Origin of the sequence: Ammoniphilus sp. CFH 90114, from assembly GCF_004123195.1 — a bacterium.
Taxonomy (GTDB): Bacteria; Bacillota; Bacilli; order Aneurinibacillales; family RAOX-1; genus YIM-78166.
The window spans coordinates 82,627-97,587 of record NZ_SDLI01000011.1; the positions used below are offsets into that span (position 1 = coordinate 82,627).

The following is a 14,961-nucleotide window of genomic DNA, read 5'->3' on the forward strand; positions in this document are numbered from 1 at the left end:
ACATATAAGTATTTGTTATATGTCAATCTTTACCACCCTGTTTAGTTTGAATTTATCGCTGGAGCTTCTGTTACTTTTTTGGAACGCATCCACTGCATGCCATACATCAGGATAAGTCCACCGAAACCTATGGTGTCCGTAATGATACCCGGCACAATAAGCGTTAGACCTGCCACAGCACAGATCACTCGCTCCCACCACATTAATGGAGTCAGCCAATAACCGATTAGCGCTACACTTACTCCAATCATCCCGGCAAAAGCCGTCACAATTAAAAATAGAGACTGGCCAAAGGTCGAATCAATAAGCAGCAATTCTGGCGACATCACAAAGATATAAGGAATGATGAACGCCCCGACAGCTAGCTTCGCCGAATTAAATCCAGTCTTGATCGGACCACTCTTCGCGATGCCCGATGCTGCAAAAGCTGCCAGAGCCACCGGTGGTGTTATGTCTGCCAAAATTCCAAAATAAAAGGTAAACATATGCGCAGCCAAAGCGGGTTTTCCTAATGCAATAATAGCTGGAGCAGCGATGGTGGCCGTGATAATGTAATTGGCCGTCGTTGGAGTCCCCATTCCAAGCACGAGTGACGCAATCATCGTAAAGAACAAGGTTAGCAGGATCACACCACCCGACAGTGCCAATAATCCATTGGCAAACTTCAGTCCAACACCTGTAAGGGTAACTACCCCAACAATGATTCCAGCCGTTGCTGTAGCTGCTGCCACACCGAGTGCCGAACGAGCCCCATCCTCAAGGGCCTGGATTATATCCCTTAAGCTCATTCGGGTCTCTTTACGGATGGCGCCTACTAGGATCGTAGTAAGGATTCCATATAAAGCTGCCCGGACGGGAGAAACGCCAATCATAAGAAATGTAATGATCGCGAGAATCGGGAGCAGCAAGTAGGCTTTTTTGGCCACTTCCTTCTTGTCGGGAAGCTCTTCTTTACTAAGTCCCCTTAAACCAAGGCGCTTCGCTTCTAAATGAACCATCAGCCATATCCCTGCAAAATAGAGGACAGCGGGAATAGCTGCAGCTTTGGCGATATCCCAATAAGGAATGCCTGTAAATTCAGCCATTAAGAAGGCTGCGGCACCCATGATGGGTGGCATCAGCTGTCCCCCTGTGGAAGCCGCAGCTTCTACTCCGCCTGCAAACTCCTTCTTATACCCTAAGCGCTTCATCATCGGAATGGTAAAGGAGCCCGAGGTGACTACATTCGCTACAGAGCTTCCGCTAATCGTCCCTTGTAAAGCACTAGAGAAAACTGCCACTTTAGCCGGCCCGCCTATTCTTCTTCCTGAAACAGCCATTGCTAAATCATTGAAGTAGGCGCCCACTCCTGTCTTTTGCAAGAATGCACCAAACAAAAGAAATAAGAAGATGAAAGTAGCCGAAACACTAAGCGGTGTGCCAAAGATTCCCTCTAGAGTGAAATACATGTGACCAATAAGGCGTTCTAAGGACACTCCACGATGAGTGAAAAACCCAGGAAGATGATTGCCGTATAAAGCATAGAGCATAAACACAACCGCGATCACTACGATAGGTACACCTACCACTCTTCGCGTAGCTTCAAGTACGAGAACGATCACGATGCCACCGACAATGAAATCGACCTGATTGAAGTTCCCTATCCGTAGAATGATCTGTTCAAAATTGAACAGCCAATAAAGACTTGCACCAACGGAGACGAGAGAGAGAATCCCGTCCGTTACCGCTACCTTTGACCGATCGCCATTCTTCGTCGCGGGAAACAACAAGAAGATAAGGCCCAAGGCAAAAGCCAAGTGAATAGACCGATGAATCTGGGCAGGTGGTGGAGGGAAAATGGAGGCATAAAGCTGATACACTGAAAATCCAACAGCTAGCATGGTGACCAGCCATCCCATTTTCCCTTTTAAATTTCTAAAGGTCGATTCTTTATCATATTTTGATAGCAGTTCTTGCGTATTTTGTTCTTTCATTTCGTGTATTCCTCTCTAGTAAAGGAACCCTCCCTACTTCTTAATCCCTTTTTCTTCGAAATATTTAGCCGCTCCTGGGTGAACCTTCAAGCTTACCCCTTCCATGGCTGCCTCTAGCTTAATTTCTCCAGCTTTCGCATGAACCGTCTTCATCTGATCAAGGTTTTCATAGAACGCCTTTGTCATTTTATAAACGAATTCTTCGTCTAATTCCGCTCTCGCAACCAACTGAGCCTTTACCGCTACCGTATTAACCGCTTGGTCAAAGCCAGGGTAAGTTCCTGCATCAATGCCTTGTTTTGCATAGTAAGGATACTTCGCTATAATCTCACTCATTTTTTCATCGCTAATGCCGATCACGCGCACACCCTTGGTAGCTGCCAACTCATTAACTGCCGCAGTAGGAGTTCCTGCCGTAACGAATGCCGCATCCAGCGTACCATCTTGAATGAAGCTTGCCGATTCACCAAAAGCCAATCGATCTGTCTTGCCTAAATCGTCAAAGGTTAAACCATGAAGCTCTAGTATTTGCATGGCATTCGCTTCGGTTCCGCTACCAGGAGCTCCTACAGATACTCTTTTGCCTTTCAAATCATCAACCGTTTGAATGGCACTATCTTTAGCCACAATAATCTGCACCGTTTCATTGTAAAGAGACGCGATGGCATTAATATTATTAATGGCGCCACCCTCTTTAAACATGACTGTTCCGTTTGAAGCATAATCAGCAATATCTCCTTGAGTGAAGGCTAAGTCTACCTGACTATCCTTAATCAATCTCATATTTTCTACTGAAGCACCTGTACTCTGTGCAGATGATGGAATGCCTGCTTTATCCGTAAAGATCTGAGCCATTCCACCTCCTAGCGGGTAATAGGTTCCTGACGTACCTCCAGTAGCAATGATTACTGAACTTGGCACATCTCCTTTGGGCTGCTCTTGCTTCACTTCTTCTGCAGGTTTTGGTTCAGGTGCTGGCGCCGGGGCAGTTTGATTCCCCCCACCTCCGCAAGCGGTTACAACCATAGATAAGGCCAAAGGTAATACCATTGTAGAAAGCCATTTTAACTTTTTCATCCTTTTCTTCCCCCTTATTTTTATTTAAGCAAACATTTGCACAAAAATAGATTTATACGGTATTGATACCCGCCTCTACCTCATTCACCCCTTTCAAAGTTTTTTGTCTCTTGCTGTCAGAAGCTTTTGTTAGTTAATAAATTATCACAAATTCCGGCAATAAGGGTTGAAATTTTTTTAATTTTCATATATATATTTTTTATAAACCTATAAACTCAGCTTATAACTGCAACTCAAAACCTAGGAGGACACCATGAATTTATTAGGACTTCGATACTTTATAAAAGCCGCAGAGACACTTAATTTTAGTAAAGCCGCAAAGGAGTTGCACATCTCTCAGCCAGGTTTGAGTCAACAGATGAATACATTAGAGAACGAATTAGGGATGAAGCTCTTTGACCGAAACACAAAAAAGGTTTCGCTCACCAAGGAAGGAGAATACCTCTATCAAAAGTTACTTCCTTCGTTTGAGAATATTGAAAAGACAATTAAAGAACTCATGGATCATCAATCGATTCCCCAGACCCTCATTCGGTTATCCACCGTCCCTTCTGCTGCCAGCAATTGGCTACCTTTTTTAATTAAGTCACTACACAAGAAGTATCCTAATGTCAAAATTCACGTTCAGGAAACCACTTCTTCTCAAGCTATTGAGGATGTAAAACAGCAGAAATCCCACATGGCTTTCATTCGAACTCCCATTGATATCAGTCTAATCACAGACCAAGGGCTAAAGTGGCTTGAGCTATCCAAACACCCCCTTAAGCTCGTCGTCTATTCAAATCATTACCTTGCGGAATGTGATTCTGTAGATATTACACTATTGAAAGATGAGCCATTTCTCCACTACGACCGCATTCAAGCTCCAGCTCTTTACTTTCTATTGGAGAGGGCATGTCTAACTGCAGGATTTCTTCCGAGAACCATCTGTGCTGGAACAGAAATCCTGACCATTGAAAATATGATTGAAAACGAGTTGGGTATCACTTTAATGCCCGAGGATATGGTTAGACTTCTTAAGTCACAACATGTAAAGGCCATTCCCTTAACCGACCAAACATTCACCAGTTCCATCTCAGTCATTTGGCAGGATTCACAATTTCTCCCAGCTAAGGTTCGAAGCATATTATCTATGCTTGAAAATAAAGAGATTGGAAGTCCTTATAACTCTAACTTATAAATATATAAATAAGTTGTATTTTTAAAATATTCTTACCGATGTTACCATTGCCAAAGCAATAAAAAATCTACTGGATGGTGAAGGAAAATGTCGAATCAAAAACTTAACTTAGTATCCTACGGATTAGGTCCTATTGGTCTAGAAATCCTGAAGAGAGCCACACAGGCCACAGATATCCAAGTGCTCGGTGCTGTAGATATCGATCCAAATAAAATCGGTCAAGATATTGGAACACTTGTAAGCGATAATAAGATGGACCGCCACGTGGTATCATCCATTGTAGATATCCCAGCTTGTAACGATTTTAAAGTTGCTATTCACGCTACAGGCTCTAATCTTGAAAGAGTATGGCCACAAATGAGAGATCTCCTTGATCAAGGGTATTCTGTTGTATCTACTTGTGAAGAGCTCTCCTACCCATGGCATCGCTACCCAGAGCTATCGGCTGAGATTGATGCCTATGCGAAGGAAAAAGGGCTAACTGTTCTTGGTACAGGTGTTAATCCAGGATTTATCATGGATACCATGGTCGTGGCTCTGACAGGAGTAACCAATAGCATGTCTGGTATTAAAGTCAATCGTCGAGTTGATGTTTCTAAACGCAGAATTCCTTTACAGAAAAAAGTGGGGATTGGTATGGCAAAAGAGGAGTTCGAGCAATTAGCTAATGAGAATCGTATTGGTCATGTAGGTTTAGAGGAATCCCTGCGTATGGTTGCCTATGGTTTGAATTGGGAACTAGAGGAGGTTTCTAACTTCATTGAGCCTACAATATCCAAAGCTAACGATAAGGTAGATTTATGTGATATTCTGGCCGGTCAAGTAAATGGCCTTCATCAAGAATCTCGTGGACGTACTAGAGATGGGAAAGAGATCGTTCTAGATCTGGTCATGTCAGTAGGCGTCAAGCAAGAGGACGAAATCATCATTGAAGGAAGCGAACCCAAGCACTTAGTCATCCCAGGAGGAATCTTCGGTGATACCGCTACAGCCGCTATCGCTTTAAACAGCGCTAAACTTGTTAGTTTGACTAAGAAAGCTGGTTTATTAACCATGGTAGATGCTGGGGTACCACGGAACGTTTATTTAGGTTAAATATAACAGGAGATTTTTCCGCTATTTCAGCTTTTCGTTAAAAAAGAGCCGAAATAAGCGGATTTTTTTCCGTTATTTGGGCTCAAACCAGCATTCCGAGTACATTTTAGATGAATAGCCGAAATTTGTTCCGTTAATTTTACCTAAAATCGCCCAAAACCTAAAATAACCGGAATTTCTCCGGCTAACTCAAAAGCAAAAGAACCGGAGGCTACCCCTCCGGTTCTTCTCCTTATTCCTCTTCTTCCTCCACCTCAAACCTCTTCACATTCTCCATTAAAGCTATTACCTCGATCTCCATGGAGCGAATTTGTCCTATAAAGGCACCCATAAGCTCACTTTGACTTAGAGTCGTAGAGGCCACTTCCTCACAGCTTGCAGCTGATTGTTGAGAGATTGAGGAAATATTCTTCATGAGTGCTAGAATCGCATTTTTTTGACCTTCCATTTCCTGTGCTTCTTGGTTGAGTTGATACAATTTCTTCTGATTTTCTAGCAAACTATGCTGAATCGCTTCAAAGGCCTTTTGCGTACGATCAATCATGGTTTCTTGTTTTTCGTAAAGTCCCTGAACTTCACCCGTTTGATTCGTTACCGTTTTCATCTTATCTCTTGTTAAACCAATGATAACTCCGATTTCCTTCGATGCCGTTTGAACTTGCTCAGCTAATTTACGAATTTCAGAGGCAACGACCGCAAAACCACGGCCAGCATCGCCCGCACGAGCAGCTTCTATTGAAGCATTCAATGCTAATAGATTCGTTTGATCTGCAATATTCGTGATCAATTGAACGATTTGGGTAATCTTTTCCGATTCTTGGTCTAAGTCGGCTATATTTCGAACAACCTGGTGGAGGTAATCCGTGCTCTGCTTAGAGTTATCCGTTAGCTCCTCAACAATTTGCTGGCCTTGTTTCCCATGCTTTACAGATTCCTCCGTAGCTCCATGGGTCACCTGGACCGTATCGATCACTGTTTTAATCTTATCCGCTAAAACCGAAGCCACCTCTGCTCCACTTTGAATGTCTTGAGCTTGATGTGAAGATCCACTTGCGACTTCATTAATGGCCTTCGTAATCTCAGCGGAAGCCTCTTGAACGACGGAAGCATCATTCTTAATGGAAAGCATGGATTGCTGAAGCGTACGGCTGGACCCTTTTACCCCTTCAACAATACTTCCAATCTGATCGATCATCGTATTAAAGCTAAGGGATAGCTGACCTACTTCATCACGAGAGGTCACTTGCACACGCACATTTAAATTCCCTGTTTCCACTTGCTTCATTACGCCCATGAGTCGATGGATAGGTCTTGTAATTCCCCTTGTAATTAAGAAGGCAATCACGATAGCGACAAGGATAGAAACCAGAGTATAAATCATTGTGTTATCCTTAATAGCTTCAAGCTGATTAAGAAGCGTACTAATCGATAGATGGGTAACAAGAACCCATCCAACTTGGTTTATGGGTTGTAAAACGAGTAAGGATTCCTCACCCTGGATAGATTGTTTCACAACTTGTGGTTCTGCTTCTTCTACTTTATTTTCAAGTGCTTGAAGGGCCAACTGAGCTAGCTCCTCATCAATAGACATTTGCGAATTTAAAACGTTCTGTTTTCCTTCGTTAAGGATCATGAACTCGGTTTCAGATCCCTCTTGATCTGCACCCATTTTTTTCTTTAACCCTTTTACATTGAGATCAATCTTGATTACACCGATAGACTTAAGGGTTCCGACATCCTTTACCGCGCGAATTAAACTAACAACTTCTGTTTTTCCAAGATAATTGGTCGTATGGGCCCCTAACCATTGATCCTTTCCATCATGTTGCATTCCAAGCTTGTACCAATCCTCTTGAAGATAGGTCTGCTGATTCTTTACAGCATGGGGAACGGTTTGACTGCCAATCACTTCTCCATTAGCCCCAAAAAGAAAGATCCCCTGCATTACGGTTCTATCACTGTTTAAAGCTAAACCCATCAGATTCTTCTCCACGTCTCCCACGAGCTTCATTTTATCATAAGAGCTCATGCCAACCGTGTTAGTAGATAGGACTGATCGCACCTGATCATTCATAAATAATTGCATGGATAAGTTCTTAACCCCAAGTACAATATCATCCAAATTCGTCCCTTTGAGTTCCAACTGCTGTTGAACCATTTCTACTTTGTTGCTCTCTACTATACTAGCCGACTTTTGATAGCTTAGTAGACCGACTAGAATCAACGGTGCAGAGATCAACAGCACAAAAGACGCGACAAGCTTCGTCATAATTCGGTTCATTTCTGGTTAATCCCCCTTTCTTTTTGAATATTGGGTTTTTAATAATTTTACAACAATTAGGAAAAAATTCCTACTTTTTTTATCTTGATTAAACAAAAAAAAGATAGCAAATCTGCTATCCTTTTTCGTTCTTATACTAAAAGCTGAGCCAGCTCTTTAGGTCATGGACTGCCATCCCCCCAAAGCTAGAGCTTCCCTTGTAAGCATCCCTTACTATCCTTAATTGCTGGTCCATATGAAGCCGCCCTTCTTCATAAAAGGTAACCGAAGCTGCTTCAACTGAAGGATTCGTTTCTACGGCAATGAACACCTTTTTTCCAGCTATTCGTGCCCACTCCATTTCTTGTTTGACAATCACCTGAATCATTTCAGCAGTGTCTCGGTAGGCCATGATCGTAACTCCGTCTACCTTTCGTATAATCCATTCAGCCAAGTACCCTTGACCATCCTCGTTCTGATAGGCAATCTCATCAAACCAAAACGGAATGTCCACTTCCATCGGCAAACCCAACTGTTTGGCCTGTCTATAACTCCGCTCCAACCACTGTTGATAGCTCTTTATTATCCCGTTTCTCTCTTCCTCGTTCTCCCAGCCAGGTAAGAGGTAGGGTTCAACATCTAAGTGTATCCCTTTAAACTTTTGATTGGACTTTGAGGCCTTCTGGTACTCCATTACCCATTGGAAGAAAGCATCCGTCTCCGTCCCTGCAAGCACCCAATCTGGCCCACCGCTTAAAGCGTGAACTTCCACATTCTTGGCTGATAGCTTTTGTATGAAGGTTTGGTATGATTTTCGAGCCACTGATGGATGGATTTGCAGGTAAAGATGTGTTACTTGTTTTTGTTCTAAAAAAGTTAAGATCCGCTCCTGGTCTGATTCAATTAAATCTGTATGCCACAACCATGTCGCTAATGTCATAACTTCCTCGTTTCCTTGCTTTTTCTGTGGCTTCGTAGCCTGCACACTGGAGACAGTACTTGTAAATACGATGGAAAGGAACAGCACACCCAACAACAAATACTTTATCCATCTCATAAATCGAGCCTCCTTAAATAGAGCCAAAGGACTTCCATTAAGGAGATCCCGGCAGCATAGCAACCCTACGGCAAGAAACCACTTAGGCTCGACAAGTTTGCCTTTATCAGTTTTTGAGTTACTTATCCAATTATACCAGGGAACTCCAGTTTTATGATGTATAAAATATCACGGAAATTTGCAAACCGTTGACAAATTTTAAAAAATATTATATTTTCAACCATGTTGCATTATTTTTGGTATAGATAAAATAAAGAAAAGGGGAAAAACCATGAAAAAAGGAATGACATTCTTCCTGTCCTTGCTCCTGATGTTCTCATTGCTCACACCTGCTGGGTATGCACAGGATCAAGCGGTAGAAGCCGTTACCGGCACTGAACTCAAAGTAAGCAACCACTTAATCTCTATGACGGAAACCAGAGAGATTGAAGTCGAACTCGACTTTGGTAAGGAGATCGAGCTAAGCGAATTAAGATGGACTTTTGGAGGAAAGCCACTACAGCAATGGAAAAAGTGGGATGCCAAAGCCAATGATTACAAAGGTCATCACCTTTAGCCAAGCGCCAAAGTATGTTAATGGAACAACAAAAATTCAAGCTAAGATCAAGTTTGACTTACTTTATGGAACAACAGATCTATCTCCAAGAAGCGTCCGTGTCCTCTACCCGGCCCTACTTGGAAACTATGAATTGAAGGCTTGGAGCGGTAAAGAGACGGCTTCAACCACAATGAAACTGAACGTCTATGACAGCTATCTCACCTATGATGAATTAAAGCCTGAGATTGATAAGATTACAACGGAGGCCAAAGATGGCCGCTATATCGGTTATCAATCCATTGGAAAAAGTGTAGAAAACCGTGACGTGCATTTTGTGGTTTTAGCTAAGGATAAGGCTTCTGTTGACCAATATTTAAACGAAATAGCTCCTTTAAAGGTAGACAACCCTGCTGAGCTTCAAAAGAAATTAAAAGATGGTAGTTTAGAAGATTATAAGATTCCTGTTTGGTTTAATAATATCCACCCTGACGAAGCACAAGGTGTGGATGCTATTGTCGAGCTATTCCGCCTCTTTGCTACTGAAAATGAAGTAGCGTATAAAACAACCGATGCTAAAGGGGTAGAACAAACCATTACGATCCCTGTAGAGGAAGCACTAGACAATCTTATTTTCCTATTTAATTTCACACAGAACCCGGATGGTCGAGTACATAACCTTCGACGTAATGTTAATGACTTCGACTTAAACCGTGATAATGCTTACCAAACCCAAATCGAAACACAAATTATGGCCCAAACCATGTCAAAATGGCTGCCGATTTCTATGATTGATTTCCATGGTTATTACAAAGAGTTTGTTATTGAACCTTGTACACCGCCCCATAACCCTAACTATGAGTATGATCTTCTTATGGACGGGATGATTGAACAAGCCCATGCCATGGGTAAAGCTGGTGTTTCTAATACCAAATACGATAGCTATTTAATTCCACTTGAAGGTTGGGAAGACAAGTTTGATGATGCAACTCCTTCTTACACTTCTACCTACTCCATGTTCCTAGGGGCCCTCGGACATACGGTAGAAATTCCGGACCTAAATCAAGAATCTTACCATGCTTTAGTTTATACCGGCCTTGCTGCGGTCAAATACAACATGGATCATAAAGAAAAACTATTTAACAACCAATTAGAAATCTATAAGCGTGGTGTATCAAGTGAAGATAACACCAAGGTAGATCAATGGCTTATTAATGCGAAAAGAGAAGTAATCGGAAGAGATCGTGTTGAAGGCCAAAACTTTTTCCCTGAGTATTATGTACTTCCAGTGGATCAAAAGCTTCAAAAGAATCCACTAGAAGCACATAAAATGGTAGAATACCTTCTTCGCAACGGAGTAAAAGTAGAGCAATCTACTGAAGCCGTAACAGTTGGAAACGTAACTTATCCTGCTGGAAGCTACGTGGTTGCGATGAATCAAGCTTTGCGTGGATTTGTCAATACGGCCTTATTTAATGGAACGGATGTATCCGATTGGGCTGAAATGTATGCCGAAATCGTATTGAACTTCCACCACTTACGTGGTTTTGACCGCGCTGAAATTCGTACGGAAGGTGCTTTTGCAGGAAAAACCTCTAAGGTTGAAAAAGTAGTTTTGCCACAAACTACTGTACCTGGTCAAGCTACTTCTTATGTGATTAAGAACACCAACAACGATGCTATTAAAGCTGTAAATCAACTACTGAATGCCGCCAAGTCTGTCAGCATTACAGAAGACAATGGTACGGGATATGAATATGGAGACTTTGTCGTTTCTGCAGTAGATCTTCATGCAGTTAAGGACGCTTTCTATCTCCAGGTTGTGCCGTTCGACAACTTGGGTAAAACAAGAGAGCTAAAGCAAGTTAAAGTAGCCAATGTTGGATCTGGGCAAACGAAGTTTGTATTGGAACAATTAGGCTTCACTCTCGTCAAATCTAGCAAAGATGCCGATGTTATCGTCGATGATGCCGGGAAGGTAAAAAAGGACGATTTAGCATCTGGCAAAGCCTATATTGGTATCGGTAAGAGTGCACTAGAAAACGTGACCAAGCAAAACCTACTTCCTGGATTTAAATACTCTCAAACAGCCGGAAGTCGTGCAAATCACGAAGGATTGGTAAAAGCCAATATCATTCAAAACAGTGTCATCACTGGACCTTATAACAACAATGAACTTCTTTATGTTGCAACCGGATCTTGGATTACCCAAGTTCCAGAGGGTGCACGCGCACTAGCAAAAGTAAGTACAGATAAAGACTTCTATCTTGCAGGCTGGTGGCCTGGCAATGAAGGATTAAAAGGCCAAACACTCGCTATAACGAATGGCCAAATCACCTTGTTTGCCAATGACGTGACTCACAAAGCGCATAACCAGTTCGCATACAGAATGCTAGCGGGAGCGATATTTCAATAGGTAAAGTACTGGCTGCAAACTTGCAAATATAATCCCAAACTTGCAAATATAGGCCTGATCGACAATCGATCAGGCCTTACCCAATTTTATACAAGAACACCATCCAAGTTTGCAGTATTAACTTTCCTTCCCATGACAAAAAAAGACTTAAAACACCAAATGTCGTTCTTTACAAAGAACGACATTTCATTATACGATATGAATAATACCTAAATAATAGAAAGTAGGGATCGATAAGGAGGAGTATACATGAAATTACGTGATCGGTGGCACTTATTTTGGATGGGGTTTCATCAGCTGCTCCTGGATAGTTGCATTGATAAAAAGGAGAGATCTACTATTCGCAAGAAGATTATGTATCATCAGGAGAGAGTCAATACCAATGTACTAGATTAGAAGAGTTCGTTTTTAAGAAAAAAGGCTCATGGAATTAAAAGCGCTTACAATGTATAATCATATTAAAAGGGGGCGTGATTAATGGAAATGTTAACAAACCTACACCATAAATGGCATCGTTTCTGGGCGTATTTTCACCATACCCTTATTCATGATTGTATCGATAAGGACGAGCAGAAAAAACTCCAACAAAAAGTGGCCTATCATCAGTATCAAATGCAGAAACTAAGATAATCCATCTGTTACTTGGCGTTCGAAATCATAGCGACTCTCAATTGATTCACGATGTCTTGTACAATTTGCTCTGTATTTAAGTTGTTTTCCGCTTGGCTCTTCTGATAAATTTCAATAAGTATATCCTGTACGGTCTTTTGATCTAGCACCGGTATTTGGGTTTTCATTTGTCATACTCCGTTTACCTTCAATTTTTTTCCTTTTCCTACAATAAATATTATATTCCTCATTACTTCACTCTAGCAATCATTAGTATTCTCCATAATTCGACATGAGTACAGACGAACAAAGCATTCTGGGCCATTAACCCAAAATGCTTTTCTTATTTAAAACGAAAAAAACTGCCCATCTCTGAGCAGTTATGTTCCCTCCCTCATCGGTATCGCTTATGACTATCCACAATCATTTTCGCTCGTTTATCTGCTTTCTTTTCGTGTACAACGAAGACTGCATGTATGGCTCCTGGAAACCAAAAAAACAGCGTCAAGACCAAATTTAATATGGCCTGAAATGGTTTTCCACATAGTAATACAGCTACCGGAGGAAGAACAAGAGCAATGAGATACATCATCCATGATCACTCCCCTTCCTTTCATATTAGTATGTATTACGGATGAGGGTTGTTCCATGTTTCAACCAGATGGGCCCAATTTATCATTAATTAGAAAGTTAACAATTGACATAAAACATTCATTACTTTATCATCACAATAATTACTTTTTACTTTAAGGATGAGGCTAGTGCTAGATCAACATGCAACATTTCATTATCTACGCCGCAAGATCTTTTTACTTCTTGCTGCCTTAACGCTGTTTGTCATTGGTGTTATACTCTCCACTCTACTTGGACCTGAACATATCCGTTTACTAGATGCTGTCTGGATGGTAGAGGTTACGCGAATGGCCAACCCTCTGCTCATCTCCTCTATCTTTGCTGTGGTTTTCAATACCGCTCAGTCATTACCCCATTATTTGGGTTTGTTTTTGTTCTGTGAAGTCATCTCAACCTCGATCAAGCGTCGTTGGCTGGCTGTTGTTGTCCCCTTACTCTTCCTATTGATTACTCATAGTCTGTTATTTCTATACTTCCCTAATGACTTTTATTATAGCGGTTCAGCTGTGCTGCTCATTCTGGGAATTATAGCTGTTAATCAAATAGGTAGAGAGTTGCCTGGTATTGGGTGGAAGATTCTTATTTTATTTCAATATCTACTAGCTATTGAATGGTTAGATATGGTGAAATGGCTGACAAGCTTTGGGTTTGGTACCCGTCGGATCTCCCTTAGAATTAAACAGTTAGCTGAAGCTTATGGAGTAGACTCGGGACTAAGCCTCTTCTCACTCTTGCTGTTTTTTGTTCTCCTCTTGTCTGCAGGGATTACCTGTCTTCTCATTCGCATGATGAAGCATACAGAACAAGAGAAACTAAGGGTCCAACAGGTTAAGTTAAAGATGGCTCAAGCTCGTTCAGGTCAAGAGGTTCTTTTCCTTGTTCATGATCTTAAAACCCCTCTCACCTCTATTAGAGGGCTTAACTCTCTTGTTCAGTTGAGGGCCCCGGACAAAAAGGTCGAAACCTATTCCGAGAAGATCGAACAGTCAATCGCTCATATGAACAGTATGATTTCAGAGATTCTATTTGAAGAGAAGAGAACACTCGTCAGTGTACACGAAATCATTGATACGGTTCGTTCTACCCGATCCGGAGGATCACTAGGCTCTTTTGATGTCGATGTAAAAGGGGAGATGCCTCTCCTCTACGTCAACAAAACTCGAATCGTTCGCACCCTTATTAATTTACTAAATAACTCTTTTGAATCGACAGTAGATGTTCCTAATAGGAAAGTCGGGCTGCTTGTGGAGCGCTCAAGGAATGAAGTTCATTTTTCCATTTTTGATAATGGAAAAGGAATCTCTCAAGAACATATCAAAAAAATCTGGGATCTAGGCTTCTCTACCAAGGATTCAGCCGGTGCGGGCCTCGCTTTCGTAAGACAGGTCATTGAAGGCCACCAAGGAAAACTTACGGTTCGAAGTACAGAAGGGGAAACGGTGGTTACCGTCATCCTACCTAAGGGGGAAGCTCATGACGAAAATACTCATTGTGGATGATGATCCAATGATTCGCTATACCTTACAAGAAATATGTGAGTTTGCGGGCTTCGACTCCCTAGCTTTAGAAAATGGAAAAGAGGCTTGTGAACGGTTTAATGAAGACGAATTCGAAGTGGTTTTAGTAGACTACTATATGCCGGAGATGGATGGTCTTGAGACTGTAAGAGCCTTGAGAGAGATGAGCGAGCAGGTACCGATTCTTGTCTTGACCGTCGATGAACGCGAAGAAACCGTTCAAGGTTTCTTTGAAGCAGGCGCCACCGACTTTTCGCTAAAACCGGTTCGAGCCCCTGATTTGATTTCACGTTTGAACCTGCATCTTGAGCTTTCCTCCATGAAGCGCCACCAACAGAATAAGCGTCGCGAGGTATGGGTTACCAAGGGAATTAGCGAAAATACGATGAACCTGATCGTCCAGTTTCTCAAGGAACAAACTCAGCCCGTAACGATTGAGGAAATTACAGAAGGGGTTGGTTTAGCCTATCCGACCGTCCATCGCTACATCGCCCAATTAATGGACGAAGAAGCCGTGGAAGTAATTCCTCATTATCGTAAGGTGGGGCGACCTAAAAATCAATATTTGTGGAAAACAGCAAAAAGCTAAGCCCATCGGCTTAGCTTTCA

The 14,961-nt window shown here is 41.9% G+C and carries 14 protein-coding genes; 8 read left to right on the top strand and 6 right to left on the bottom strand.

Annotated elements, in window-relative coordinates:
- Nucleotides 1-41: 41 nt before the first annotated feature.
- A complete protein-coding gene (locus EIZ39_RS20820) occupies nt 42-1,973 on the bottom strand; it encodes a TRAP transporter permease (RefSeq protein WP_129202455.1) in 1,932 nt (643 codons plus the stop codon).
- A 33-nt stretch (nt 1,974-2,006) separates the two neighbouring features.
- Nucleotides 2,007-3,050 (bottom strand): TAXI family TRAP transporter solute-binding subunit, encoded by a 1,044-nt coding sequence (locus EIZ39_RS20825; protein WP_129202457.1) that lies wholly within the window; start codon nt 3,048-3,050, stop codon nt 2,007-2,009.
- A 253-nt stretch (nt 3,051-3,303) separates the two neighbouring features.
- Here EIZ39_RS20825 and EIZ39_RS20830 point away from each other — a divergent pair, with 253 nt between their 5' ends.
- Both EIZ39_RS20830 and EIZ39_RS20835 read left to right on the top strand, forming a co-directional pair.
- Nucleotides 3,304-4,230 carry a LysR family transcriptional regulator gene (locus tag EIZ39_RS20830; protein ID WP_129202459.1) on the top strand — a complete coding sequence of 309 codons (927 nt, stop codon included), beginning with the start codon at nt 3,304-3,306 and terminating at the stop codon, nt 4,228-4,230.
- Between the two features lie 87 nt (nt 4,231-4,317).
- On the top strand, nt 4,318-5,325 hold the full coding sequence (locus tag EIZ39_RS20835) for an NAD(P)H-dependent amine dehydrogenase family protein (protein WP_129202461.1): 1,008 nt from the start codon (nt 4,318-4,320) through the stop codon (nt 5,323-5,325).
- A 232-nt stretch (nt 5,326-5,557) separates the two neighbouring features.
- Here EIZ39_RS20835 and EIZ39_RS20840 read toward each other — a convergent pair whose 3' ends face one another.
- Together EIZ39_RS20840 and EIZ39_RS20845 are read right to left on the bottom strand one after the other, a co-directional pair.
- Entirely contained in the window at nt 5,558-7,606 is a 2,049-nt protein-coding gene (locus tag EIZ39_RS20840) for a methyl-accepting chemotaxis protein (RefSeq protein WP_129202463.1), read from the bottom strand.
- 136 nt (nt 7,607-7,742) lie between these two features.
- Nucleotides 7,743-8,642, bottom strand: coding sequence for an amidase (locus tag EIZ39_RS20845; RefSeq protein ID WP_129202465.1), 900 nt, complete (start codon nt 8,640-8,642; stop codon nt 7,743-7,745).
- Nucleotides 8,643-8,913: 271 nt separating this feature from the next.
- Here EIZ39_RS20845 and EIZ39_RS20850 point away from each other — a divergent pair, with 271 nt between their 5' ends.
- The 4 genes from EIZ39_RS20850 (at nt 8,914) to EIZ39_RS26835 (ending at nt 12,223) form a co-directional block, all read left to right on the top strand.
- On the top strand, nt 8,914-9,198 hold the full coding sequence (locus tag EIZ39_RS20850) for a hypothetical protein (RefSeq protein WP_129202467.1): 285 nt from the start codon (nt 8,914-8,916) through the stop codon (nt 9,196-9,198).
- Entirely contained in the window at nt 9,173-11,593 is a 2,421-nt protein-coding gene (locus EIZ39_RS20855; RefSeq protein WP_164985219.1) for a M14 family metallopeptidase, read from the top strand. Before EIZ39_RS20850 ends, EIZ39_RS20855 begins: the two co-directional genes overlap by 26 nt.
- Nucleotides 11,594-11,842: 249 nt before the next feature.
- Entirely contained in the window at nt 11,843-11,989 is a 147-nt protein-coding gene (locus EIZ39_RS26830) for a hypothetical protein (protein ID WP_164985220.1), read from the top strand.
- An 81-nt stretch (nt 11,990-12,070) separates the two neighbouring features.
- Nucleotides 12,071-12,223 carry a hypothetical protein gene (locus EIZ39_RS26835; RefSeq protein WP_164985221.1) on the top strand — a complete coding sequence of 51 codons (153 nt, stop codon included), beginning with the start codon at nt 12,071-12,073 and terminating at the stop codon, nt 12,221-12,223.
- A gap of 8 nt (nt 12,224-12,231) precedes the next feature.
- Here EIZ39_RS26835 and EIZ39_RS26840 read toward each other — a convergent pair whose 3' ends face one another.
- Together EIZ39_RS26840 and EIZ39_RS20860 are read right to left on the bottom strand one after the other, a co-directional pair.
- On the bottom strand, nt 12,232-12,390 hold the full coding sequence (locus EIZ39_RS26840) for a YwzD family small protein (RefSeq protein ID WP_164985222.1): 159 nt from the start codon (nt 12,388-12,390) through the stop codon (nt 12,232-12,234).
- Between the two features lie 206 nt (nt 12,391-12,596).
- On the bottom strand, nt 12,597-12,794 hold the full coding sequence (locus EIZ39_RS20860) for a YqaE/Pmp3 family membrane protein (RefSeq protein ID WP_129202471.1): 198 nt from the start codon (nt 12,792-12,794) through the stop codon (nt 12,597-12,599).
- A 169-nt stretch (nt 12,795-12,963) separates the two neighbouring features.
- On the opposite strand from EIZ39_RS20860, the gene EIZ39_RS20865 reads away from it, so the two are divergent.
- Nucleotides 12,964-14,334, top strand: a complete 1,371-nt coding sequence (locus EIZ39_RS20865) for a sensor histidine kinase (protein ID WP_164985223.1) — start codon at nt 12,964-12,966, stop codon at nt 14,332-14,334.
- Nucleotides 14,309-14,941 carry a response regulator gene (locus EIZ39_RS20870; RefSeq protein WP_129202475.1) on the top strand — a complete coding sequence of 211 codons (633 nt, stop codon included), beginning with the start codon at nt 14,309-14,311 and terminating at the stop codon, nt 14,939-14,941. Before EIZ39_RS20865 ends, EIZ39_RS20870 begins: the two co-directional genes overlap by 26 nt.
- Nucleotides 14,942-14,961: the final 20 nt, after the last annotated feature.